20 protein-coding genes are annotated in these 21665 nt (G+C 72.4%); 11 read left to right on the top strand and 9 right to left on the bottom strand.

Annotated elements, in window-relative coordinates:
• Positions 1-240 precede the first annotated feature (240 nt).
• Entirely contained in the window at positions 241-1128 is an 888-nt protein-coding gene (locus ABGB17_RS14205) for a serine/threonine-protein kinase (protein ID WP_347629386.1), read from the bottom strand.
• 124 nt (positions 1129-1252) lie between these two features.
• Positions 1253-1666, bottom strand: coding sequence for a hypothetical protein (locus tag ABGB17_RS14210; RefSeq protein ID WP_347629388.1), 414 nt, complete (start codon positions 1664-1666; stop codon positions 1253-1255).
• A gap of 259 nt (positions 1667-1925) precedes the next feature.
• Here ABGB17_RS14210 and ABGB17_RS14215 point away from each other — a divergent pair, with 259 nt between their 5' ends.
• Positions 1926-2135, top strand: a complete 210-nt coding sequence (locus tag ABGB17_RS14215; protein WP_347629390.1) for a ubiquitin-like protein Pup — start codon at positions 1926-1928, stop codon at positions 2133-2135.
• Between the two features lie 262 nt (positions 2136-2397).
• Here the strand turns inward: ABGB17_RS14215 and ABGB17_RS14220 are convergent, their stop codons facing one another.
• The 6 genes from ABGB17_RS14220 to ABGB17_RS14245 form a co-directional block, all read right to left on the bottom strand.
• Positions 2398-5124, bottom strand: a complete 2727-nt coding sequence (locus ABGB17_RS14220) for an alpha-mannosidase (protein ID WP_347629392.1) — start codon at positions 5122-5124, stop codon at positions 2398-2400.
• A gap of 101 nt (positions 5125-5225) precedes the next feature.
• Entirely contained in the window at positions 5226-6497 is a 1272-nt protein-coding gene (locus ABGB17_RS14225; RefSeq protein WP_347629394.1) for a CehA/McbA family metallohydrolase, read from the bottom strand.
• Entirely contained in the window at positions 6494-7546 is a 1053-nt protein-coding gene (locus ABGB17_RS14230) for an ABC transporter ATP-binding protein (protein ID WP_347629396.1), read from the bottom strand. Before ABGB17_RS14230 ends, ABGB17_RS14225 begins: the two co-directional genes overlap by 4 nt.
• Complete coding sequence (locus tag ABGB17_RS14235; protein WP_347629398.1) at positions 7543-8415, bottom strand: carbohydrate ABC transporter permease; 873 nt, start codon at positions 8413-8415, stop codon at positions 7543-7545. The genes ABGB17_RS14230 and ABGB17_RS14235 overlap by 4 nt, the downstream gene beginning before the upstream one ends.
• A complete protein-coding gene (locus ABGB17_RS14240) occupies positions 8412-9314 on the bottom strand; it encodes a sugar ABC transporter permease (RefSeq protein WP_347629400.1) in 903 nt (300 codons plus the stop codon). The genes ABGB17_RS14235 and ABGB17_RS14240 overlap by 4 nt, the downstream gene beginning before the upstream one ends.
• Positions 9311-10693: an extracellular solute-binding protein gene (locus ABGB17_RS14245; RefSeq protein ID WP_347629402.1), complete on the bottom strand. Its 1383-nt coding sequence runs from the start codon at positions 10691-10693 to the stop codon at positions 9311-9313. The genes ABGB17_RS14240 and ABGB17_RS14245 overlap by 4 nt, the downstream gene beginning before the upstream one ends.
• Positions 10694-10916: 223 nt before the next feature.
• On the opposite strand from ABGB17_RS14245, the gene prcB reads away from it, so the two are divergent.
• The 4 genes from prcB (at position 10917) to ABGB17_RS14265 (ending at position 15187) form a co-directional block, all read left to right on the top strand.
• A complete protein-coding gene (gene prcB, locus ABGB17_RS14250; protein WP_347629404.1) occupies positions 10917-11753 on the top strand; it encodes a proteasome subunit beta in 837 nt (278 codons plus the stop codon).
• 39 nt (positions 11754-11792) lie between these two features.
• On the top strand, positions 11793-12572 hold the full coding sequence (gene prcA, locus ABGB17_RS14255) for a proteasome subunit alpha (RefSeq protein ID WP_347629666.1): 780 nt from the start codon (positions 11793-11795) through the stop codon (positions 12570-12572).
• 61 nt (positions 12573-12633) lie between these two features.
• Complete coding sequence (pafA, locus tag ABGB17_RS14260) at positions 12634-13992, top strand: Pup--protein ligase (protein ID WP_347629406.1); 1359 nt, start codon at positions 12634-12636, stop codon at positions 13990-13992.
• Positions 13993-14239: 247 nt separating this feature from the next.
• A complete protein-coding gene (locus ABGB17_RS14265) occupies positions 14240-15187 on the top strand; it encodes an FKBP-type peptidyl-prolyl cis-trans isomerase (RefSeq protein ID WP_347629408.1) in 948 nt (315 codons plus the stop codon).
• Between the two features lie 832 nt (positions 15188-16019).
• Here the strand turns inward: ABGB17_RS14265 and ABGB17_RS14270 are convergent.
• A complete protein-coding gene (locus tag ABGB17_RS14270) occupies positions 16020-17087 on the bottom strand; it encodes a DUF3866 family protein (RefSeq protein ID WP_347629410.1) in 1068 nt (355 codons plus the stop codon).
• Between the two features lie 39 nt (positions 17088-17126).
• Here ABGB17_RS14270 and ABGB17_RS14275 point away from each other — a divergent pair, with 39 nt between their 5' ends.
• From ABGB17_RS14275 to ABGB17_RS14300, 6 genes are all read left to right on the top strand, one after another.
• The gene (locus ABGB17_RS14275; protein WP_347629412.1) at positions 17127-18071 is read left to right on the top strand and encodes a WYL domain-containing protein; all 945 of its coding nucleotides are present in this window, start codon (positions 17127-17129) and stop codon (positions 18069-18071) included.
• Positions 18072-18171: 100 nt separating this feature from the next.
• Complete coding sequence (locus ABGB17_RS14280; protein WP_347629414.1) at positions 18172-19134, top strand: WYL domain-containing protein; 963 nt, start codon at positions 18172-18174, stop codon at positions 19132-19134.
• A 79-nt stretch (positions 19135-19213) separates the two neighbouring features.
• Entirely contained in the window at positions 19214-19402 is a 189-nt protein-coding gene (locus ABGB17_RS14285) for a hypothetical protein (protein WP_347629416.1), read from the top strand.
• Between the two features lie 65 nt (positions 19403-19467).
• Positions 19468-19809, top strand: coding sequence for a Sec-independent protein translocase subunit TatA (gene tatA, locus ABGB17_RS14290; protein WP_347629418.1), 342 nt, complete (start codon positions 19468-19470; stop codon positions 19807-19809).
• A 43-nt stretch (positions 19810-19852) separates the two neighbouring features.
• On the top strand, positions 19853-20716 hold the full coding sequence (gene tatC / locus ABGB17_RS14295) for a twin-arginine translocase subunit TatC (RefSeq protein WP_347629420.1): 864 nt from the start codon (positions 19853-19855) through the stop codon (positions 20714-20716).
• 49 nt (positions 20717-20765) lie between these two features.
• Positions 20766-21653 carry a YegS/Rv2252/BmrU family lipid kinase gene (locus ABGB17_RS14300; RefSeq protein ID WP_347629421.1) on the top strand — a complete coding sequence of 296 codons (888 nt, stop codon included), beginning with the start codon at positions 20766-20768 and terminating at the stop codon, positions 21651-21653.
• Positions 21654-21665 lie beyond the last annotated feature (12 nt).

Raw genomic sequence — 21665 nt, forward strand, 5'->3', positions numbered from 1 at the left:
GAGCCCGGGGGACACCGAGCCCGGGGGACACCGAGCCCGGGGGACACCGAGCCCGGGGGACACCGAGCCCGGGGGACACCGAGCCCGGGGGACACCGAGCCCGGGGGACACCGAGCCCGGGGGACACCGAGCCCGGGGGACACTGAACGCTGGGATGCCGAGCCCCTGGGGACGCCGAGCGCTGGGGTGCCGAGACCTGGGGACGCCGAGCTCGGCGTCCCCTGGGCCCATCGGCCTGATCTACATTGTAAAGGCGCCGGGCGGGAACAGCCCGCTGCCCGTCAATCGCATGGGCGGGACGGCGATGCCCTCCTTGCGGAGGATCTCCGACAGGAGCATCGCCGCCTGGTCGCTGGTGAGGCGTTCGGCCGGGTCGGGACGCAGCAGGCCCTCGATGAGCAGGCGCAGCGCGCCGGCGCGGCGGGGGGAGGGGGTGCCCTTCGAGGGGCGGGAGGAGAGCACGTCGCCGTCCTCCACGGCCGGAGGCCTGCCCTCCACCGAGAAGTAGAGGGTGGCGCCGAACGACCACAGGTCGGCCGCCGGGGTGGCGGGGCGTCCGCGCAGGCGCTCGGGGGCGATGTAGCCGGGCGAGCCGACGATGGGCATGGTGGCGGTGTGCGCGGTCTGGTCGTCGCTCTGGAGCACCGCGATGCCGAAGTCGCTGAGCACCACGCGGTCACCGGTGAGCAGCACGTTGCCGGGCTTGATGTCGCGGTGCAGCACCCCGGCGGCGTGGGCGTGCCGCAGGCCGCTGAGCAGGTGGAAGCCGATCCACGCCGTCCAGTGCACCGGCAGGCGGCCGAGGTGCCAGGCGGTGGCCTGCAGGGTCAGGGCCTCCACGAGCTCCATGACGATCCACAGCCTGCCGTCCTCCTCCAGCAGGTCGTGCACGGTGACGATCGCCGGGTGGCTGAGCCGGGCGGCGGAACGGGCCTCGCGCAGCGCGTGGCGGCGGGCGACGCGGACGTCACGCTCGTCGTCGCGGCGGGCCGGCCGCAACTCCTTGATCGCGACGTCGCGGGCCAGGCGTCTGTCGTGCGCGCGCCAGACGATCCCCATGCCTCCCTGCCCCAGCGGCGAGATCAGCCGATAGCGATCGCCGAGCAGTTGTGCGTGGTCCGCTCTCATTTCACCCGTTCACATGTCGGCATCGTGCCCCTGCCCCCATGACCGCTCCATTTTTCCCCCTGGAGCGGGATGCCTATGGGCGGATCACCACAGAATGCCACATGGCCCGGTATAACGATCTGATTTATGCCACTTGGATCAGGGCGATACCGAGGATCAGCGTACCGGCCGCCAGGCACAGGCCGCCCAGGGTGGTCAGCCAGATGAGCCGGTTCGGCCGGGTGTCGCCGGGTCTGACCACCGACAGGAAGAATCCCAGCGGCATCAGGACGGGTGCGGCGACGAAGAGCAGGCGCACCAGCGCCGCCGTGCCGTCCGCGAGGCGGGCCTGGTCGACATAGGTGAGGGCCACCAAGGCGAACAGCACGAGCACGCCCGCGTGGGCGTGGCCGGCCCGCCACAGGCCCCGCCGGACCGGGTTGTCGAGGTAGCCGGGGGTGCGGCGGCCGATGAGCGTCAGCAGCGACGCGCCGCCGATCGCGATGGTGGGGACGGTGACGAGCACCACTCCTGCGGTGCCGAGGGACGCGGGGGACATGGGACCCTTCCTCCGGTGGATAGTCCCTCTATCCAATCATTGGATAGTGACGCTGTCCAGCGTGGCGGATAGTGACCCTCCCCAGTTGTCAGGAATGAAGCTATTAAGGCTGATTTGCTATGCCGTGCAGGGGGGAGGTTGTCTGGCAGGAGAGGCCTCCTCCAGCCGGTCTCGCGTAGATCACCGGACGATCCGCGCGAATTGTCGTCCGGTTCGGGGAAGATATGAGTCAGATGCGTCCCCCAAGCGGAGGTACCACATGGCGACGAAGGACACCGGCGGGCAGAAGCACACCAGCCGGCAGGACAGCGAGGTCGAAGAGGCCGAGGCTCAGGGCGGTGCCGACGTCCAGGAGCGTCAGGACAAGCTGACGGACGACGTCGACAACATCCTGGACGAGATCGACGAGGTCCTCGAGGAGAACGCGGAGGAGTTCGTCCGCAGCTACGTGCAGAAGGGCGGCGAGTAAGGGGCGGAACGAAGGCTCCGCCCCGGGCGGCGCGCACCGGCGGTACACGGGTGCGGCGTCGCCCCACGGGCGGGACGCGGACGGTCGTCGCCGACACCCGCGTCCCGCACGGAGACCAGCGAAGGCCACGCCGCCGCCGTCCCGTGCGGCGGCCAGGAGCAGACCGGGCCGTACCCGCCCCGCGCGGCGGCCGGTGGAGTACCGGGTGGCATCCGATCCCGGTCCGACGCACGGAGCCGTGCCGGCCTGGTCGGCGCGGCGGTCAGGACAGGTGGAGGGTCGCCACCTCGAAGGGGCGCAGGGACACGCGCACGGTGCCGTCCGCGGCGGGGAGCGGGCGCAGGCGGCGGCCGAGACCGTCCGCGAGGCGGGCCTCGGTGAAGCGTCCCGCCACCACGGCCTCGGTGGCCGTGGGGCACTCGGCCACCAGACGCACCTCCAGCCATCCCTCGCGCTCGCGTAGCGCGCCGAGCACCACGCCCGCACCGCCGATCTCCAGCCGGGGCTCCGGAGGCGGCAGCGGGGCGGGCAGGGCGGCGGGAGCGGCACCGGGGACCGCGAGCAGGTCCAGCCGGTGGTCCTCGGCCAGGCGCGGCAGCCCCGCGCCGTCCCAGGTTCCCTCGTACAGGTGCACCGCGAACCGTGTGGTGAGCGGGCCGGGGCACTGAGCGTCCGGCGTGGCGATCTGCGGCCCGGCCGGTTCGTCCCGCAGGGGGTTGTCGTTGCGGGACAGGAACCCCACCGCGCGCAGCAGTGTCAGCGCCATCTCCCCGGCGGCCCCGCCGCCCGGCGGCGCGACCAGTTCGTACTCCATGACGTGGCCGAGCAGCACCGCCAGCCCTCCCGCTGCGGCGAAGCCCTCGGCGGGGAACGTGGGCAGCGGCTCCTCCCCGCCCCCGCCCTCCGCCGCCGTCCCGCGCCGCACCACCGCGTACTGCCCCTCGGCGAACGACTCCTCCGCCGCCCGCGGCAGCCCCGCGTGCCACCGCACCCGGTGGTCCCGGCACGGGTTGTCCACCGTCACGGCGAGCCGCACGTACGGCTCCCCGGCCCGCGACTCGACCCGTGTCGTCACGACCGCCACAGCGGTCTCCACCGCACGCCCGCGCCCGCCGGAGACCGCCCCAGGGATCCCCGGTGCCTGACGCCGGTCCTCGGCCCGCACCGGCCAGTCGTAGGTCCGGGTGACCTCGAGCACCCCCACGAGGGGGCCTTCCGCCGTGCGGGTCACCGTGACCGACGACGGGGTGGAGATCAGCCGGTCCTCGGCGGGTGGCGCGTGGTTGTAGGTGTCGCCGACGTCGCCGCCGTCCACGATCCGCCCCACCCCGCCGGCCCGCAGGCCGCCCGCGGTCGTCAGCTCCAGCGTCCCGTCCGCCATGACCTCCGCCCGCAGCAGGCCGTTGTCCAGTATGTGTCCCTCCACCCGGACCGGGGGGACGTCCGCGGTCGTGGGCGGTTCCTCCGGGACCGCGGCGAGGATCGTGCGGCCGAAGGCGGGGACCTCGACGCGGGCGGCGACGGTGACGACCGGCTCGGCGACCGTGCGGACCCGCCAGGGGCCGGGGCGGTTGGCGGCGGCGTCCAGGACGGCGGTCCTCAGGTCGGCGTACCGGTAGCCCGTGGTGGCGTGCCTGCTGACCACGACGGTGAACAGGTCGCCCTCGGCGTACCAGGACACGATCTCGTGGCCGAACAGCTCCCGCTCGTGCACCCGCCCGAGCAGCCGCGTGAGGTCGTCGAGCACCGACTCGTCCAGCAGCGTGGGCGCCCGCCCGAGCACCTGCGACGGCACCGCCCGCCCGTCGTGCCCCGCGAGCCGCCCGCGCGCCTCCGGCAGGTCGATCAGGACCAGCCCGGCCCGCGGGTACGGCGAGGGGTTGACCACGACGAGCCGGTCCCGCCCCGCCTCCCGGGCCAGCGAGGCGCTCACCATGTCCACCACCGCCTGCCCGATCTGCCCGGCCTCGGCGATCCGTGCCGCCACCTGCCGCGCCGTCTCGTCCGCCCCGCACCCGGTCACCGAGTCGTGCCCGCTGCACGCGATCACCCCCCGCCACGCCAGCTCGATCATCCGCCGCGCCGCCCCGTCGTCCGGCGCCCACAGGGCCGACAGGGGCTCGGCGTAGCGGGTGAGGGTGCGTTCGGCGTGCCCCATGGCGTGTTTGAGCGGGACGCGGGCGGACACCACGCCGGGGAGGATGTTGGCGCGGGCGTGGGACCGCAGTTCGCCCTCCACCACGGGAAGCCCCGCGGGCGGCGCGCCGGAGCGCAGGAACTCGTGCAGGGTCGCCAGCGGCAGGCCGGCCGCGGTGATGTCCGCCGCCGGCGCGGAGTGGTCGGCGCCGTACATCGCGAGCAGAGGCCCCTCCGGGCGCCAGGGGCGCATGGCGGCGGTGAAGGCCGCCACCCGCTCGGGAAGGGCCTCCGGGGGGCCGCTGAACAGGCCTACGGCGTTGCCGTAGCCGTCCGGGAGGTAGCGGGTGGGGATCACCGTGCCGTCGGCGCCCCTCCAGGCGAACATGTCCCGCCGGACGGACGCCGGGACACCCCGCCACAGGCACGCGACCGTGAGGCCCGCGAGGGTGAGGATCTGCGGCATCTGGGCGCAGTGGCCGAACTGGTCGGGCAGGTAGCCGACCTCCATGGCGCCGCCGAGGGCCCGCGCGCCGCGCAGGCCGTACTCCAGGTTGCGCATCAGGGTCTCGCCCGAGCAGAGGAACTCGTCGGACAGGATGAGCCACGGCCCGGCGGCGAAGCGGCCCTCGGTGACGAAGCGCTCGATGTCCGCCCGCCGCTCGGGGCGAATCTCCAGGTAGTCCTCGATCGCGGCGAGCTGCCCATCCATGGTGAAGCGGTACGCGGGGTCGGCCGCCATGGTGTCGAGCACCTCGTCCAGCATGCGGACCAGCCCCATGCGGAACCGCTGGAACGGCAGGTACCACTCGCGGTCCCAGTGGGTGTGCGGCACGACGACGATCTCAGTCAACGCGGACGCCTCCGATCGGGGTGCGCAGGGTCATCTCGCTCAACGGGCCCCTCCCGGACGGGTGCCGCAGGGTCAACTCGCTCAACGGGGACGCCTCCGATCTAGGTGCACAGGGCCATGACCTCGTTGCGGGTGGTCTCCAGGCGGTGCGGCCCCGGGGCGGCGGGTACGGTCACCCGGTCGCCGCGGATGACGCGGCGCGTGTCAGGGCCCCACAGGATCAGGCCGTCGGCGTCCACCGCGAGGAACTCGCCGCCGTGCCGCAGCAGCAGCGGCGCGTCCGGCCCGGCCGACACCGCGGTGCGCCCGGCCCTGATCCCGTCCAGCACGCCCCCGCCGCCCGGGTCGCCCGCGCCCTCGGGCGCCGCCGACAGCACCCACGTCGTCGGCGCGCCCGGCGGGTGGCCGCCGTCCGGCGAGTGGTAGTCGCCGCCGCCCACCAGCACCAGGTCGTCCCGCCAGGCCTGCGCCCAGGACAGCGGGGCGCCCCACGTGCGGTCCCACCAGCCCGAGTGCCAGACCTCGGCGACGGGCGGCCGCTCGGCCAGGGGGTGCCGCCACGCGCAGTCGGCGCCGAGGGGGTGGTTGACCGACAACACGCCGCCCCGCCCGGCCACGGCCCGCACCCAGGCGTCGGCGGGTTCGCGGAAGTCGATCCACCCGACGGGGCCGAACGCGTTGGCGTGCCCGAGGTCGGTGGTCACCTCCTGCCCCGGGATCAGCGTGAGCCCGGTGGCCGCCGACACCCCGGGCAGCCCGGCGTGGTGGCTGACGGTGTTGTGGTCGGTGACGGCAAGGAAGTCCAGCCCCTGGTCCCGGGCGAGCAGCGCCAGAGCGGCCACGGTGAGTGCCCCGTCGGAGTGCACGGTGTGCGCGTGCAGCTCCCCGGCCCGCCACCGCATCCCGTCCAGGCCCGGCAGCCCCCGCCGTACGGCGGCCGGCGGCGGGGCGGGCGCGGCGGCCGGCGGGTCGTCCGCGGGAGGCGGCGGCGGGGGAGCGGCGTGCGGCGTGACCGTGATCTCGTACGCCAGCCCCTCCAGCGGCACCCGGTACAGCCCCGTCAGCACCCGCCACACCCCGGGCTCGATCTCCCCGGGCAGGTACCCCGGCGTCGCCCACCGCGGCCCGATCGTGAAGGAGGCCCGCGCCCCGCCCGACCACCCGCGGAACCCGCCAGGCCCCGCGCACCCGAGGTCGAGCACCCCCGCCGCGCGGTCGTAGGCCAGCTCCACCGTCAGCGCCCGCGTCCCGGCGGGCGGCTCCACCGCCACCTCGTGCACCTGCCGCTCAAGGCGGTCCTCGATGGTCCAACGTCCCCGCAGCCGTATCGGCCCCGCCACGCTCACCGGGTCACGGTACCCTCCGGCGCTCATGCGCCCACCAGGAGGCCGTCGCGGTAGAACAGCGCGCGGGAGTGCCGGGGGACCGCCCACATCGGGGTGCCGGGGGAGGGTTCGGCGTCCTCGGGGACGACCGCCTGGAACTGCTGGTCGTCGTTCTCCAGGGTCACCAGGAAGGACGTGCCCAGGTTCTCCACCACCGATACGCGGCCGGGGAAGGCGTCCTCGCGGGCGGTGGGGGACAGGTCCATGTACTCGGGGCGCAGGCCGTACACGATCTGCGCGCCTTCCGGCAGGGACGCGGGGGCGGGCAGGGCCGCGCCGGCGACGCGGGCGGTGCCGTCCTCGACGACGCCGGGGAGCAGGTTCATGGGGGTGGAGCCGATGAAGGACGCGACGAAGGTGTCGGCGGGGCGCTGGAACACCTCGGCCGGGGTGCCGACCTGCCTGATGCGGCCGGCGGACATCACGGCGATCCGGTCGGCCATGGCGAGGGCCTCGCCCTGGTCGTGGGTGACGAACACCGTGGTGACGGCCAGCTCCCGTTGCAGCCGCTTGAGGAACGTCCGGGCCTCGAGCCGCATCCGGGCGTCCAGGTTGGACAGCGGCTCGTCGAACAGGAACGCCGCGGGGTGGCAGGCGATGGCCCGGGCCAGCGCGACCCGCTGCTGCTGCCCGCCGGACAGTTGCCCGGGGCGCCGCGCCAGCAGCTCCGCCAGGCCGAGCCGGGCCGCGGTCCCGGCCGCCTTGGCCTCCCGTTCCGCCCGGCCGACCTTCTTGATCCGCAGGGGGTAGGCGATGTTGCCCGTGACGTCCATGTGGGGGAACAGGGCGTAGTCCTGGAACACCATGGCCACGTCCCTGCGCCCGGGCGGCAGCGCGGTGACGTCCGCCGAGCCGATGACGACGCGCCCGGACGTCGCCGTCTCCAGGCCCGCGACGGTGCGCAGCAACGTCGTCTTGCCGCACCCGGACGGCCCGAGCAGCGCGAAGAACTCGCCGGCGGCGATGTCCAGGTCCAGGGCGTCCACCGCCCGGACGCCGCCGGGGAACTCCTTGGTGAGCCCGCGCAGGGAGATCATCGTTTGATCCCGCCGTGGAAGCGGAACCCGTACCTGCGGCTGACGAAGACGTACATGAGGACCACCGGGAGGGAGTAGAGCAGCGAGAACGTCGAGATGAGGTCCAGCCGGGGCGAGCCGCCCTCGGTGTACAGCGTGTAGAGGATCACCGCGCCCGGCGCCTTGCCCGGGTCGCGCAGCAGGATGAACGGCGTCAGGAAGCTGCCCCACACCGAGGCCACCGACCAGACCGCGATGGTGGCGAGGCCGGGCCGGACGACCGGCACCACGATGTGCCACAGGATCTGCAGGGGGGACGCGCCGAACACCCGGGCCGACTCCTCGTACGAGGTCGGGGTGCCGTCCATGAAGTCCTTCAGGATGAAGATCGCGGCCGGCAGCAGGCCGCCGGACAGGGTGAGGACCACCCCGAGGTGGGTGTCGATCAGGTTGAGCCGGGTCGCCAGCTCGAAGATCGGCACCATCGCCGCCGTCCCTGTCACCACCGAGGACAGCAGGAGCAGCACGTACAGCAGCGCGTCGCGCCCCGGCACCCGCACCCGCGACAACGCGTACGCCGCCAGCGCGGCCAGCACCACCACCAGCGCCGCGCTGGCGCCCGCCTGGAGCACCGAGTTGCCGAGCGAGCTGAGCACGTAGGGATTGTCGAGCAGCGCCTGGAAGTTGCGGTGCGTGAACTCCGGCATCGACGTGGTGATGGTCGGGTGGGCGTCGAACGGCGCGGCGGCCAGCCACAGCAGCGGCAGCGCGAAGAACCCCGCGACCAGCGCCAGGAACGTCGCCCGCCCCAGGGCGGCCACCGCGTGCCGGGCCCGTGCCGCGCCGGCGGGGGCGGCGGGGCGGGCCGGCGGGGCCGTGTCCGGGGTCACGGCGCCACCGCCCTTCGCTCCCGCAGCAGCCGCAGGTACACCAGCGCCAGCACCAGGTTGATCAGCAGCACCAGGAACGACACCGCCGCCCCGAAGCCGAGCCGCCCCCCGGTGAGCGCGACGTTGTAGATGTAGACCGGCAGGATCTCCGAGCGCCCCTCGGGACCGCCCGCGGTGATCTGGAACGTCGTGAAGTCGTTGAACGTCCACAGGCTGATCAGCAGCAGGTTGGTCAGCACGTGCCCGCGGATGCGGGGGAACACCACGTCGCGCAGTTGCTGGAACGTCGAGGCGCCGGCCAGGCGGGCGGTCTCCAGGTGGGACGGCGGCACGTTCGAAAGCGCCGCGCCGTACAGCATCATCGAGAACGCGGTGCCGCGCCACACGTTGAACACGATGATCGACAACATCGGGTGGTCGAGCAGCCAGGCGAACCCCGGGGTGTGCAGCAGCGCGTTCAGCGTGCCCGCGTCCCGGTCCAGCAGCGCGATCCACAGGAACGCCACCACCGAGGACGGCAGGATCCACGCCAGCAGCACCAGCCCCTCCACGACCCGCTTCACCGGCCCGGCGCGCCCGCGCAGCGCCCACGCGATGGCGAACCCCAGGCCCGCCTGCCCGGCGATCGCCGAGCCGAGCACGAACTGCACGGTGAGCCACAGCGAGATGTGGAAACGTTCGTCGCCGAGCGCGGTGGTGTAGTTCTCCAGCCCCACCACCTTCGGATCGGCGGCGGCGAGCCCGGTGAGCCGGAAGTCGGTGAGCCCGAGGTACACCGTCCACAGCGCCGGGAAGATCAGGAACACCCCGATCAGCACCAGCGCGGGCAGCACGAACCCGGCCGCCCTGCCCCGCCCGAGCCCCGCCGCGTCGGTGTCGTAAGGAGCCGTGGCCGTCATTGCGTGACGTTGGCGGCGCCGCCCACCAGGGCTTCCAGTTTCTTCTGGTACGCGGCGGCGGCCTCGTCCACGGACCTGCCGGAGACGATGTCGGCGGTGGCCTCCTGCAGTGCCACCGACACCTGCGGGTACACGGCCAGGCCGGGACGGAAGGAGGTGATGGGCAGCACCTTCTCCGCCATGAAGCCGAGCATCGGGTCGCCGCTCAGCACCTTGTCGTTGACGTCGGTGCGCGAGGTGATGCGGGCCTCCCCGGCGAGACCCCGCTCGGTGGCCGGCGCCGAATGCATGAACGCCAGCAGTTCCCAGGCCAGCGCCGCGTTCTCCGAGTGGGGGTTGAGCACGCGCACCGCCCCGCCGGACATGCTGACGAAGTCCTGCCCGCGCACGCCCGCGCCGGGCTGCTTGGCCGGGATGAGCGCGTACCCGACCTCGGCGTCGCGGTTTCTCATCGGCGCAACCCCGGCCGTGGGCTCGATCACCGAGCGCCAGAAGTAGTCGCCCTCGGCCAGCACGCCGATGCGGCCCTCGGCGAACTCCTGGAACGCCTTGTCACGCCCCTGGGCCTCCTGCTGGAGCTTGGGGTCGCCGAGGCCGCCGCTGTAGATCTGCCGGTAGAAATCGAGCACGTCCTTCAGGCCCTGCGCGGCCCCGGTCCACTTGCCGTCGGCGTACACGCCGAGGCCGGTGCCCGCGAGCAGCGGCAGCACCCCCTGCATGGTGGTGGCCTCGCCCATGGCGGTGCCCGCGTTGATCTGCAGCGGTGCCGGCACCCCCGCCTTCTTCAGCGCCGCGCCCGCGTCCAGGATGTCCTGCCAGCTCGTGGGCTGCCAGTCCGTGGGCAGGCCGGCCTTGGCGAACAGGGTCTTGTTGAAGTACAGCACGCGGCCGTCGGTGCCCTGCGGCAGGCCGTACTTCTTGTCCTCGAAGATGCCGAGGCCCTGCACGGCCTCGGGGATCTGGCTCCAGCCCTCCCACCGGTCGACCTGCGCGCCCGCGGTCTCCGTCAGGGGCTTGATGTAGCCGGCCTGGGCGAACTCGCCGACCCAGATGCCGTCGAGGTCGATCACGTCGGCCCCGGCGCCGGACTTCAGGTCCAGGGCGATCTTGGTCTTGTACTGCTCGTCGTCCACGCCGTTCGGCTGGAACAGCACGTGGACGGTCTTCCCCTTGGCCTTCTGCGCCTTCTCGAACTCGGGGATCAGCCAGTTCTTCGTCCAGTCGGCGGTCGCGGAGTTCTTGCCGCCGGAGATGGCGTTGGCGGTGATGGTCAGGGTGGTCTCGCCGGGGGCGGAGGATCCTCCCGAGCCGCAGGCGGCGAGTGTGGCGAGTGACAGCGCGGTGGCGGTGAGCGAGGTGAGCGTGCGCCCCGGTTTCATGGACGACCTCCTGGGGGGACGGTGGAGGGCATGCCTGTTGTCATGTCACGACAACTCGACAATTACACGCCCGCTGTTCCCGGTAAAGATGCTTTATGGGAGGGATGAGACGTGATGGGCGAAAGTGGTTCGCGCTGAGCTGATCGTGGGAAGTGCAGACACCACAGCACCACGAGTAGGGTCGGGGCGTAGGAGTCCGAAGAGGCGTTTGGGAGGGAGTCGCGTGTCAGCACAGCGGGACCGGTCGGACCAGTTGTTGTTCCTGGACACGGGATCGACGTCGTTCACCGAGTTCGTCCAGTCCTACGCGCCTGGCCTGCTGCCGGCCAGGTTCGAGACGACGGGTTCGATCGGAGATCTGATCCCGCACGCGACCACCATCGTCGCGGCGACGTTCGCCGGCGGTGTCGTGATGGCGGGCGACCGGCGGGCCACCGCGGGCAATTACATCTCGCAGAAGGACATGGACAAGGTCTTCCGGACCGACGAGTACTCCTGCATGGGCATCGCGGGCACCGCCAGCACCGGCATCGAGATGGCCCGGCTCTACTGCGTGGAGCTCGAGCACTACGAGAAGCGCGAGGGCCGCACCCTCTCGGTGGAGGGCAAGGCCAACCGGCTGGCCACCATGATCCGCGGCAACCTGCCGCTGGCGATGCAGGGCATCGTCGTGGTGCCGCTGTTCGCCGCCTACGACACCGAGGGCGGCGCCGGCCGCATCTTCTCCTACGACGTCGGCGGCGGCCCGTACGAGCAGAAGAGGTTCGCCGCCATCGGCTCGGGGTCGATCTTCGCCCGCGGCGCGCTGAAGAAGCTGTACCGCGACGGCGCCACCGCCGAGGAGACCGTGCTGGCCTGCGTGCAGGCGCTGTACGACGCCGCCGACGACGACTCGGCCACCGGCGGTCCCGACGTCACCCGTAAGATCTGGCCGGCCGTCGCCGTGATCGACGACGAGGGGTTCCGCCGCCTGCCCGACACCGAGGTCGAAAGCCACGTGCGCCAGGTGCTCGACGCCCGCATGGCCGACCCGGACGGCCCCACCGCCCCGCTGCGCTAGTCACAACCCACGGCCACGAGAGGATCACCACCGGTGTCCATGCCCTTTGGATATGTGTCCCCAGAACAGGAGATGCGGGACAAGGCCGATTTCGCGCGGAAGGGCATCGCGCGCGGCCGCAGTGTCGTGGTGCTGCAGTACGAGAACGGCATCCTGTTCGTCGCGCCCAACGCGTCGCGGGCCCTGCACAAGATCAGCGAGATCTACGACCGCATCGGCTTCGCCGCGGTCGGCAAGTACAACGAGTTCGAGGCGCTGCGGCTCGGCGGCATCCGCTACGCCGACATCAACGGCTACACCTACGACCGCGGCGACGTCACCGCCCGCGGCCTCGCCAACCTCTACGCCCAGTCGCTCGGCATGGTGTTCACCGAGTCGCGCAAGCCGTACGAGGTCGAGCTGGTCGTCGCCGAGGTGGGCGACTCCAGCGCCGACGACCAGATCTACCGGCTCACCTTCGACGGCTCGGTCACCGACGAGCACGGCTTCGTGGTCATGGGCGGCGTGGCCGACACGGTGGCCGGCCGCCTCAAGGACCGCTACCAGTCGGAGATGAGCCTGGAGGACGCGCTGGACGCCGCGCTCGCCGCGCTCACCGAGCCGGGCGGCGAGCGCCCGCCGGTGTCCCAGCTCGAGGTCGCGGTGCTGGACCGCAACCGCGAGCACCGCAAGTTCCTGCGCCTCGCGGGCCCGCGACTTGAGCGGCTGATCGGCGGCGCCACGTCCCCCGCGGGCGAGGAGGAACCGGGCGCGCAGGCGGAGAACGGCCCGGCCACGGCACCCCCCGAAGGAGAGATCGACACCGGCTCCGGAGAGTGACCTGCAGGAAACCAGGGGAAGATCTCTCCCGTCCGGCGCCGCAGGGGCATAGTGTGATGTGATGGATCGTCGCATATTCGGCTTGGAGAACGAGTACGGCGTCACCTGCACGTTCCGGGGACAGCGCAGGCTGTCCCCCGACGAGGTGGCGCGGTACCTGTTCCGCAGAGTCGTGTCCTGGGGCCGATCGAGCAACGTCTTCCTCCGCAACGGCGCCCGGCTGTATCTCGACGTGGGCAGCCATCCCGAGTACGCCACCCCCGAGTGTGACAACGTCGTGGAGCTGGTCACCCACGACAAGGCGGGTGAGCGCATCCTGGAGGGTCTCCTCGTGGACGCCGAGAAGCGGCTGCGTGAGGAAGGCATCGCCGGAGACATCTACCTCTTCAAGAACAACACCGACTCGGCGGGCAACTCCTACGGCTGCCACGAGAACTACCTCGTGGGCCGGCACGGGGAGTTCGGGCGGCTCGCCGACGTCCTCATCCCGTTCCTGGTCACCCGGCAGATCATCTGCGGGGCCGGCAAGGTGCTGCAGACGCCGCGCGGCGCGGTCTACTGCGTGTCCCAGCGTGCCGAGCACATCTGGGAGGGCGTCTCCAGCGCCACCACCCGGTCCCGCCCGATCATCAACACCCGCGACGAGCCGCACGCCGACGCCGAGCGGTTCCGCCGGCTGCACGTCATCGTCGGCGACTCCAACATGAGCGAGGCCACCATGCTGCTCAAGGTCGGCGCCACCGACCTCGTGCTGCGCATGGTCGAGGCCGGCACGGTGATGCGTGACCTCAGCCTGGAGAACCCGATCAGGGCGATCCGTGAGGTGTCCCACGACATGACCGGCCGCCGCCGGGTGCGCCTCGCCAACGGGCGCGAGGCGTCCTCGCTGGAGATCCAGCAGGAGTACCTCTCCAAGGCGCGCGACTTCGTGGAGCGCCGCGGCGGCGACGCCATCACCCGGCGGGTGCTGGAGTTGTGGGAGCGCACGCTGCGGGCCGTGGAGACCGGCGACCTCGACCTCGTGGCCCGCGAGATCGACTGGGTGACCAAGTTCCAGTTGATCGAGCGGTACCGCGAGAAGTACGACCTGCCGCTGTCCTCGCCCCGCATCGCCCAGCTCGACCTCGCCTACCACGACGTCCACCGCAAGCGGGGGCTGTTCTACCTGCTGCAGCGGCGCGGCGCCGTGGAGCGGGTGGCGTCCGACCTGAAGATCTTCGAGGCCAAGTCGGTGCCGCCGCAGACGACCCGGGCCCGGCTGCGCGGCGAGTTCATCCGCAAGGCCCAGGAGAAGCGGCGCGACTTCACCGTCGACTGGGTGCACCTGAAGCTCAACGACCAGGCGCAGCGCACCGTGCTGTGCAAGGACCCGTTCCGCAGCGTGGACGAGCGGGTGGACAAGCTCATCGCCGGCATGTGAGCCGGCCCCGATGGCGCCCGGTGGTGAAAGTTTCACCTGTTCACCGGCGGGCGCCACAGGGGCGCGGTGACGTCCCGCGGGGCTCCTGCCTGCGGTGATGTCATGTCCGTGTGCCTGATGGCGACCGGAACGCGAGATGTTGACAAGGCGGGGTCAGGCTTCGGCAAGATCACTCGCGGCGGCGGTCTTGGTGGGCACGGCGTTCGGGTAGTGTGACGCGGACGTGTCGTCTTCCCGAGGGATACCCATGCGCCGACTGGCCGTACTCGCCGCCGCAGTGCCCTTGCTTCTCGCCGCCGCCTGTGGATCCGGCGGCGGTACGGCGGCCAAGCCGACCACTCCGGTGTCCGGGGTGAAGGTGGCCGGCGACTTCGGCAAGAAGCCTCAGGTGACGTTCCCCTCCGGCAAGCCGCCCGGCACCTCCTCCTCCGAGACGATCAAGGAGGGCCAGGGAGACCCGGTCAAGGCCGGCGACCTGGTGGTCACCAACCTGACGGCGTGGAACTGGGACGGCACGAAGAACGCCGCCACCGGCTCCACCTACGACGACGGCGCCCCGCAGCTCATCAAGGTCGACCAGAAGCTGCCCTCGGTGATCCACAAGGCCTTCCAGGACGCCAAGCCCGGCGGCCGCTTCCTCGCCGTCGTCGCCAAGGACAGCCTCTCCCCGCAGCAGGCCCAGCAGGCCCAGTCGCAGGGCGCCGACACCTCCGCCGCCAGCGTCTTCGTCGTGGACGTCATGAGCGTCGCCACCGCCAAGGCCGCCCAGGGCCAGGCCGTCGACCCCGGCCTGGCCGGCGTGAAACTGGAGAACCCCGGCGGCGACAAGGCCCCCACCCTCACCACCAAGACCTCCCTCCCCGCCCCCAAGACCCTGGTCAACAAGACCGTCATCAAGGGCACCGGCCCGCTCGTGAAGTCCGGCCAGACCATCCTCGTCCAGTACACCGGCAAGATCTGGGGCACCGACCTCCAGTTCGACAGCTCCTGGGAACGCGGCGAGCCGGTGATGTTCCCCATCGGCGCAGGCAAGGTCATCAAGGGCTGGGACCAGTCCCTGGTAGGCGCCACCGTAGGCAGCCGAGTCCTGGTCTCCATCCCCCCGGCCCTCGGCTACGGCAAGAACGGCTCCGGCGAAAAAATCAAGGGCACCGACACCCTGGTCTTCGTAATCGACGTCCTCGGCGTCTACTGACCCACCCCACCGGAGCGGAAGGTCCCCCACCCGCCCCGCTGACCCACTCCGCAGGGACGGGTGGCTCCCGCCCGTCCCACTCCGCACGGCGGTAGGCCCCTCCCGTCCCGGTGACCAGCTCCGCAGGGGCGGGTGGCTCCCGCCCGTCCCACTCCGCACGGCGGGAGGCCCCTCCCGTCCCGGTGAACGGCCCTCGATCGGCGCCGCGTCGGCGGGATCCACGTACGGCGAATCCGGCGCCCTGTACGGGGGTGCGCCCGTCTGTCGTCACTGCCCGGCGGGATCGCCCCGGCCTCGGTGAACGGCCCCCTGATCGGCGCCGCGTCGGCGGGGTCCACGTACGGCGAATCCGGCGCCCTGTACGGGGGTGCGCCCGTCTGTCATCACTGCCCGGCGGGATCGCCCCGGCCTCGGTGAACGGCCCCCTGATCGGCGCCGCGTCGGTGGGGTCCACGTACGGTGAATCCGGCGCCTTGTGCGGGGGTGCGCCCGTCTGTCGTCACTGCCCGGCGGGATCGCCCCGGCCTCGGTGAACGGCCCCCTGATCGGCGCCGCGTCGGTGGGGTCCACGTACGGTGAATCCGGCGCCTTGTGCGGGGGTGCGCCCGTCTGTCGTCACTGCCCGGCGGGATCGCCCCGGCCTCGGTGAACGGCCCCCTGATCGGCGCCGCGTCGGTGGGGTCCACGTACGGTGAATCCGGCGCCTTGTGCGGGGGTGCGCCCGTCTGTCGTCACCGCCTGGGCGGGATCGCCCCCGTCCCGGTGAACGGCCACCGATCGGCGCCGCGTCGGCGGGGTTCACGTACGGCGAATCCGGCGCCTCGTACGGGGGTCAGGGCAGGAGGGACGCGGTGTGGCGGCCCGCGGCGGCGGCGGTGAGGAAGGATGCGGGGTCCTGGGGCAGGCTGCGGCCCATCGTGGACAGGCGTACCGGGGACTTCTCCAGTGCCTCGTACAGTCCGTCGACGGGCACGTGGACGAGTTCGTGGCGGGAGCCGAGCGGGGCGGCGGCTTCGATGACGCGCTTCCCGAAGGGGCCGGGCAACTCGGGGACCACGACCTGGGCGGGGGCGAGCGCCACGCGGCCGTAAGCCGTGAGCGAGTGGTGGGAGACCCCCACGTGCCGCTCCCGGGCGTCGCCTTCACTCACCCGGAGAGACGCCACGGGGCGCCCGGAGAGCACAGAGGCGGCGTTGACGGCCTCCCCGGCGGCGACGCCGGAGAACCCCCACCGCGTCCCCGTCCCGAGATTCCCGGGGCCCTGGGCGACGACGGCGACCTCGGCGGACAGGACGTGCCGGGCGGCGAGCAACCCGGTGTGCAGGGTCACCGCCTCCACGTCCCCCCCGAACGCCTGGCCGGTGGACACGACCCCGCACAACCACCCGATCTCCCGCAGCCGCGCGGCGGCCATGGAGAACCACGCGGGCAGCGCGCCACCGTCCGTCATGACGTAAGCCACCCGCACCCCGGGCCGTGCGGCGAACAGCCCGCACAGGACGGCGGGCAGGGCCGAGTGCAGGTCGGCCACCACGACGGGCATCCCGTGAAGGGAATCGGCCTCCCGCAGGACCTCGTGATGGGGCGACCCCTGCTCGTCCGCCCCGAGGACCGTCGCCTGCAACGGCGTGTACCGCGCCTTGACCAGGTGCCCCGGACCGGATGGATCTTCCGGCAAACGCTCCGGAATCGCCACGACCATGGCGTACCCTCCCGTACCAAGGCCCATGGCGAGCGCGGTGGTGTTGAGCAGCACCGTGTCGCCGGGCTCCGGGCGGCCCACCAGAGGGGGGTAGGCCAGCGCCCGGCAGTCCCCCTCGGGCAGGGTCACGTCCAGTTCCACCGCCCCCGGCCACTCACGCCGGATCGCGATCACCTCGCCCTTGCGCCATCTGATCACGCCGGAAAGGGTAGCGTTTTCCCCGGGAAAGGAGGCCCGATGTCCCGCCGGAAGACCGAGCGGCTGCTGAACCTCGTCATCTGCCTGCTCGCCACCCGGCGCCCGCTCAGCGCCGAGCAGATCCGTCACGCCGTGCCGGGCTACGACTCCGGCAACGACGAGGCCTTCCAGCGCATGTTCGAGCGCGACAAGAACGAGCTCCGTGAGATCGGCATCCCGATCGAGGTGCACCGCGACCCCTGGGAGGACGAGCCGGGGTACCGCATCGTGCGCCAGTCGTACGAGCTGCCGGAGATCACCCTTGAGCCGGACGAGGCCGCGGTGCTGGGCCTCGCCGCCCAGGTGTGGCAGCGCGCCACCCTGGCCGAGGCCGCGAGCGGGGCGCTGCTGAAGCTGCGGGCCGCCGGTGTGCAGACCGACGAGGAGGCCGCGGGCCCGCTGGAGCTGCGCGTCGACACCCGCGACCCGGCGTTCCCCGCCCTGTGGGAGGCGGTGCGCGACCGCCGGGCCGTCCGGTTCGACTACCGCACGGCGGGCAGTGAGGTCGTGCTGACCCGCACCGTGGAGCCGTGGGGCGTGGTCAGCCGCCGCGGCCGCTGGTACGTCGTCGGCCACGACCACGAGCGCAGGGCCCCCCGGGTGTTCCGGCTGAGCCGCATCTGCGGGCCGGTCACCCCGGTGGGCCGCCCCGGCGTGGTGACCGTGCCCGCCGGGGTGGACATCAGGTCCATGGTCGGGTACCGCGACAGCCTCCTGCCGGAGCGCACGGCCACCGTGCGGGTCCGCGAGGGCACCTGCCAGTGGCTGCGCCAGGCGGGCGACGTCGCCCCGGGCAAGGAGGGCTGGGACACCGTCTCGCTCGTGTTCTCCGACCCCGAGTGGCTGGCCGGCTCTGTGGTCGGCTTCGGCGCCGACGCCGAGGTCGTGGACCCCCCGGACGCCCGCGACGCGGTGATCCGCCGCTTGAAGGGAGCCATGGCGTGACCGTACGCCGGCGAGGGGCGGTCACCCGGCGGCGTGGAGACGCCGGTGTGACCGCGGGACGAGACGGCGCGGACGTCCGCCGCCGAGGGAAGGTGCGGTCGTGAGCACCGCCGACCGGCTGCCGCGCCTGCTGGCGCTGGTGCCGTACCTCATGTCGCACCCGGGGGCACAGGTGCCCGAGGTGGCCAAGCTGTTCGGCCTGACCGAGAAGCAGCTCGTCGACGACCTGCAGCTCGTGTGGATGTGCGGCCTGCCGGGCCACACCCCGGGCGACCTCATCGACGTCTCGTGGGACGGCGGCGAGATCCTGATCGACAACGCCGACACCATCGCCCGGCCGCTGCGCCTCGGCGTGGACGAGGCCAGCGCGCTGCTGGTGGCGCTGCGCATGTTGTCGGAGCTGCCGGAGTTCGCCGAGGGCGACGCGCTGGCCCGTGTGATCGCCAAGCTGGAGCAGGCGGCGGGCGAGGGCGCGGCGGCGGTGAGCAGCCAGGTCGCGTTCCAGCCGGACGCCACCGTGGACGCCACGGCCGCGGCGACCGTCACCGACGCGCTGCGCAGGGGCCGCCGCCTGTCGCTGCGCTACTACGTGCCGGGCCGCGACGAGATCACCCCGCGCGAGGTGGACCCCACCCGGCTGATGATGGTGGACGGCCGCTCCTACCTGGAGGGCTGGTGCTACCGCGCCGACGGCATGCGGCTGTTCCGGCTGGACCGGGTGATCGGCGTCACGATGCTGGACGTCGCGGCCGACCCGCCGGCGGAGGCCGAGCCGATCGACGTCACCGACGGCGTGTTCCGCCCGTCGCCCACCGACGAGCTGGTGGAGCTCGAGCTGACCGCCGGGGGCCGCTGGGTCGCCGAGTACTACCCGTGCGAGGAGGTCACCGAGCTCGGCGAGGGCCGCCTGCGGGTCACGCTGCGCGCCCGCGACCAGGGCTGGCTCGTGCGCCTGGCGCTGCGCCTCGGCGACAGCGGCCGGGTGGTCTCCCCGGCGTCGCTGGCCGCCCGCGTGCGCGACCAGGCCAAGAGCGCCCTGTCCCGCTACGAGTCCGTCGGCTGAACCCCGCGGGTGTCCCCGGGCCACGGCCTCCCGGGTTCCGCCGCTCACCCGGCGGCGGGTTTCGGTACAGTGCCGGGTCATGACGTGGATCTACGCCGCGGTGGCCCTCGGCGTCGCCGGCCTGGTGCCGCTGGTGGTCCTGACCGCCCGTCTGCTGGTGTCCGCCCGGCGGCTTGCCGGTGAAATCGAGCGGGCCGCCTCCCGTCTTGAGCCTGTACGGGACCGTCTGCGGGCCGCGATCGCCGCCTCAGGACGGCAGGAGGGGTGAAGGAAGTCGCCTCGGGAGCGTACGATCGTTGCTGAGACGCACGTCGCCCGGCATAAGGAAGTGTCATGCCCACTCTTGGCCCTATGGAATGGATCCTCATTCTTCTGGTCCTCATCCTCCTGTTCGGCGCGAAGAAGCTGCCCGACACCGCCAAGGCGCTCGGCCAGTCGCTCCGGCTGTTCAAGAAGGAGACGACCAAGCTGAACGAGGACGACGACGCCAAGCAGGCGCAGACGCCGGCCCCGGCGCAGGCGACCGTCCAGCAGCAGCCGTCCCTGCCGCCGGCGGGCCCCTCGGTCGAGGATCGCCTGCGCACGCTGGAGGAGGAGAACGCCCGCCTGCGCACCACGGCCCAGACCCCGAGCGCCCCGAGCTCCCCGGCTCCCAAGGACCAGGGCTCCGCCTGATCCGTCCCCCCGCCCGACCGCTCGCGAGATCAGGACGCCCTTCATGGCACTGCTGAAACGGTCACGCCCGGCCGATGACGGCCAGGCCACTCCACCGGACTCCGACGGCCGCATGCCCTTGATGGAGCACCTGCGCGAGCTGCGCAACCGGCTCGCCAAGGCCGTGCTCGGCCTGGTCGCGGGCACCGTGGTGGGGTTCCTGTTCTTCGACCGCCTGTGGGTCTTCATGACCGGCCCGTACTGCCGGCTGCCCCAGGCCCACGAGCTCAAGGCGGGGGAGTGCACCCTGGTGGTCCAGGGTGTCTTCGAGGGGTTCATGGTGAACCTCCAGGTCGCCCTGATGTTCGGCGTGGTGGTCTCCGCCCCGATCTGGCTGTACCAGTTGTGGGCTTTCGTGACCCCCGGCCTGTACCGCAACGAGCGGCTCTACTCCCTGAGCTTCCTCGGGTTGTCGGTGCCGCTGTTCGTCGCGGGCGCCGCCCTGGCGTACCTCACGATGGACAAGGGCCTGGCGCTGCTGCTCGGCTTCGCGCCGGGCAACGTCATCCCGCTGATCAGCATGGACCAGTACGTCGGCTTCCTCATGGCGATGCTCGTGATCTTCGGGTTGTCGTTCGAGCTGCCGCTGCTGCTGGTCTTCCTGAACCTCGTCGGGGTGCTGCGCTTCCAGATGGTGAAGAAGCACCAGCGCCTGGTGATCTTCCTGATGTTCGTGTTCGCCGCGGTGGCCACGCCCAGCCAGGACCCCGTGACCATGCTGGCCCTGGCGTTGCCCATGGTCGGCATGTTCCTGATCGCCGAGGTCATCATGTTCGCGCACGACCGTAAGGCCGACCGCCTGGAGGCCGAGCGGCAGCGCGCGCTGGAAGAGGAACTGGACGGCACGGCCACCTCCGGTACCGACTGACCCGGTCGTACCTCTGGATTTGCCCGGCTTAGCTGGATATGTTCCGGCTGTGGCTGGTGAGCTGGTCGTCCTGGTGAATCCCGCGGCGCGTGGCGGGCGCACGCTGCGCATGCTCGACCCGGTGGTGCGCCGCCTGCGGGAGGGCGAGCTGCCGGTCTCGGTGATCATGGGCACGACCCCCGAGGACGCGCTGGAGCGTGCCTGCACGGCCGTCGCCGAGGGCCCCGAGGCGCTGGTCGCGTTCGGCGGGGACGGTCTCGTGCACCTCGCCGTGCAGGCCGTGGCCGGCACCGACGTGCCGCTCGGCATCATCCCGGCCGGCACCGGCAACGACATCGCCGACGCCCTCGGCATCCCGAAGCGGGACCCGCTGGCCGCCGCCGGCATCGTGGTCGCGGGCGCGACCCGCGTCGTGGACGCCGCCCGCGTCGGCGGGGAGGAGTGGTTCGCCGGCGTGATGGCGTGCGGCTTCGACTCCCGGGTGAACGAGCGGGCCAACCAGATGACCCGCCCGCCGGGGATGGCCAAGTACCTGCTCGCCATGGCCCAGGAGCTGCGCTCGTTCCGCGCGCTGCCCTTCCGGATCACCGTGGACGGCGAGGTGGTGGAGCGCGACGCCATGCTGGTGGCCGTCGCCAACACCCGCTCCTACGGCGCCGGCATGCGCGTCTGCCCGCACGCCCGGCCCGACGACGGGCTGCTCGACGTGACGGTGGTCGGCGACATGTCCACGCCGGCGTTCCTGCGGATCTTCCCCCGCGTGTACCGGGGCGGCCACCTCGGCCACCCGGGGATCGTCACGATGCGCGGCAAGGAGATCACCCTGGAGGCGCGGGGCGTGGTCGCGTACGCCGACGGCGAGCGCATCGGGTCCCTGCCGCTGACCTGCGCGGTGCATCCCGGCGCGCTGCGCGTGCTGGCCCCGGCGGGGTTCTGATCGCCGGAGGCG

This window comes from Sphaerisporangium sp. B11E5, assembly GCF_039871875.1.
Taxonomy (GTDB): Bacteria; Actinomycetota; Actinomycetes; order Streptosporangiales; family Streptosporangiaceae; genus Sphaerisporangium.

Coding starts and splice junctions, on each gene's coding strand:
- ABGB17_RS14205 (WP_347629386.1), bottom strand. CDS start 1,128: ATGAGAGCGGACCACGCACAACTGCTCGGCGATCGCTATCGGCTGATC.
- ABGB17_RS14210 (WP_347629388.1), bottom strand. CDS start 1,666: ATGTCCCCCGCGTCCCTCGGCACCGCAGGAGTGGTGCTCGTCACCGTC.
- ABGB17_RS14215 (WP_347629390.1), top strand. CDS start 1,926: ATGGCGACGAAGGACACCGGCGGGCAGAAGCACACCAGCCGGCAGGAC.
- ABGB17_RS14225 (WP_347629394.1), bottom strand. CDS start 6,497: ATGAGCGCCGGAGGGTACCGTGACCCGGTGAGCGTGGCGGGGCCGATA.
- ABGB17_RS14230 (WP_347629396.1), bottom strand. CDS start 7,546: ATGATCTCCCTGCGCGGGCTCACCAAGGAGTTCCCCGGCGGCGTCCGG.
- ABGB17_RS14240 (WP_347629400.1), bottom strand. CDS start 9,314: ATGACGGCCACGGCTCCTTACGACACCGACGCGGCGGGGCTCGGGCGG.
- ABGB17_RS14245 (WP_347629402.1), bottom strand. CDS start 10,693: ATGAAACCGGGGCGCACGCTCACCTCGCTCACCGCCACCGCGCTGTCA.
- prcA (WP_347629666.1), top strand. CDS start 11,793: ATGCCCTTTGGATATGTGTCCCCAGAACAGGAGATGCGGGACAAGGCC.
- pafA (WP_347629406.1), top strand. CDS start 12,634: ATGGATCGTCGCATATTCGGCTTGGAGAACGAGTACGGCGTCACCTGC.
- ABGB17_RS14265 (WP_347629408.1), top strand. CDS start 14,240: ATGCGCCGACTGGCCGTACTCGCCGCCGCAGTGCCCTTGCTTCTCGCC.
- ABGB17_RS14275 (WP_347629412.1), top strand. CDS start 17,127: ATGTCCCGCCGGAAGACCGAGCGGCTGCTGAACCTCGTCATCTGCCTG.
- ABGB17_RS14285 (WP_347629416.1), top strand. CDS start 19,214: ATGACGTGGATCTACGCCGCGGTGGCCCTCGGCGTCGCCGGCCTGGTG.
- tatA (WP_347629418.1), top strand. CDS start 19,468: ATGCCCACTCTTGGCCCTATGGAATGGATCCTCATTCTTCTGGTCCTC.
- tatC (WP_347629420.1), top strand. CDS start 19,853: ATGGCACTGCTGAAACGGTCACGCCCGGCCGATGACGGCCAGGCCACT.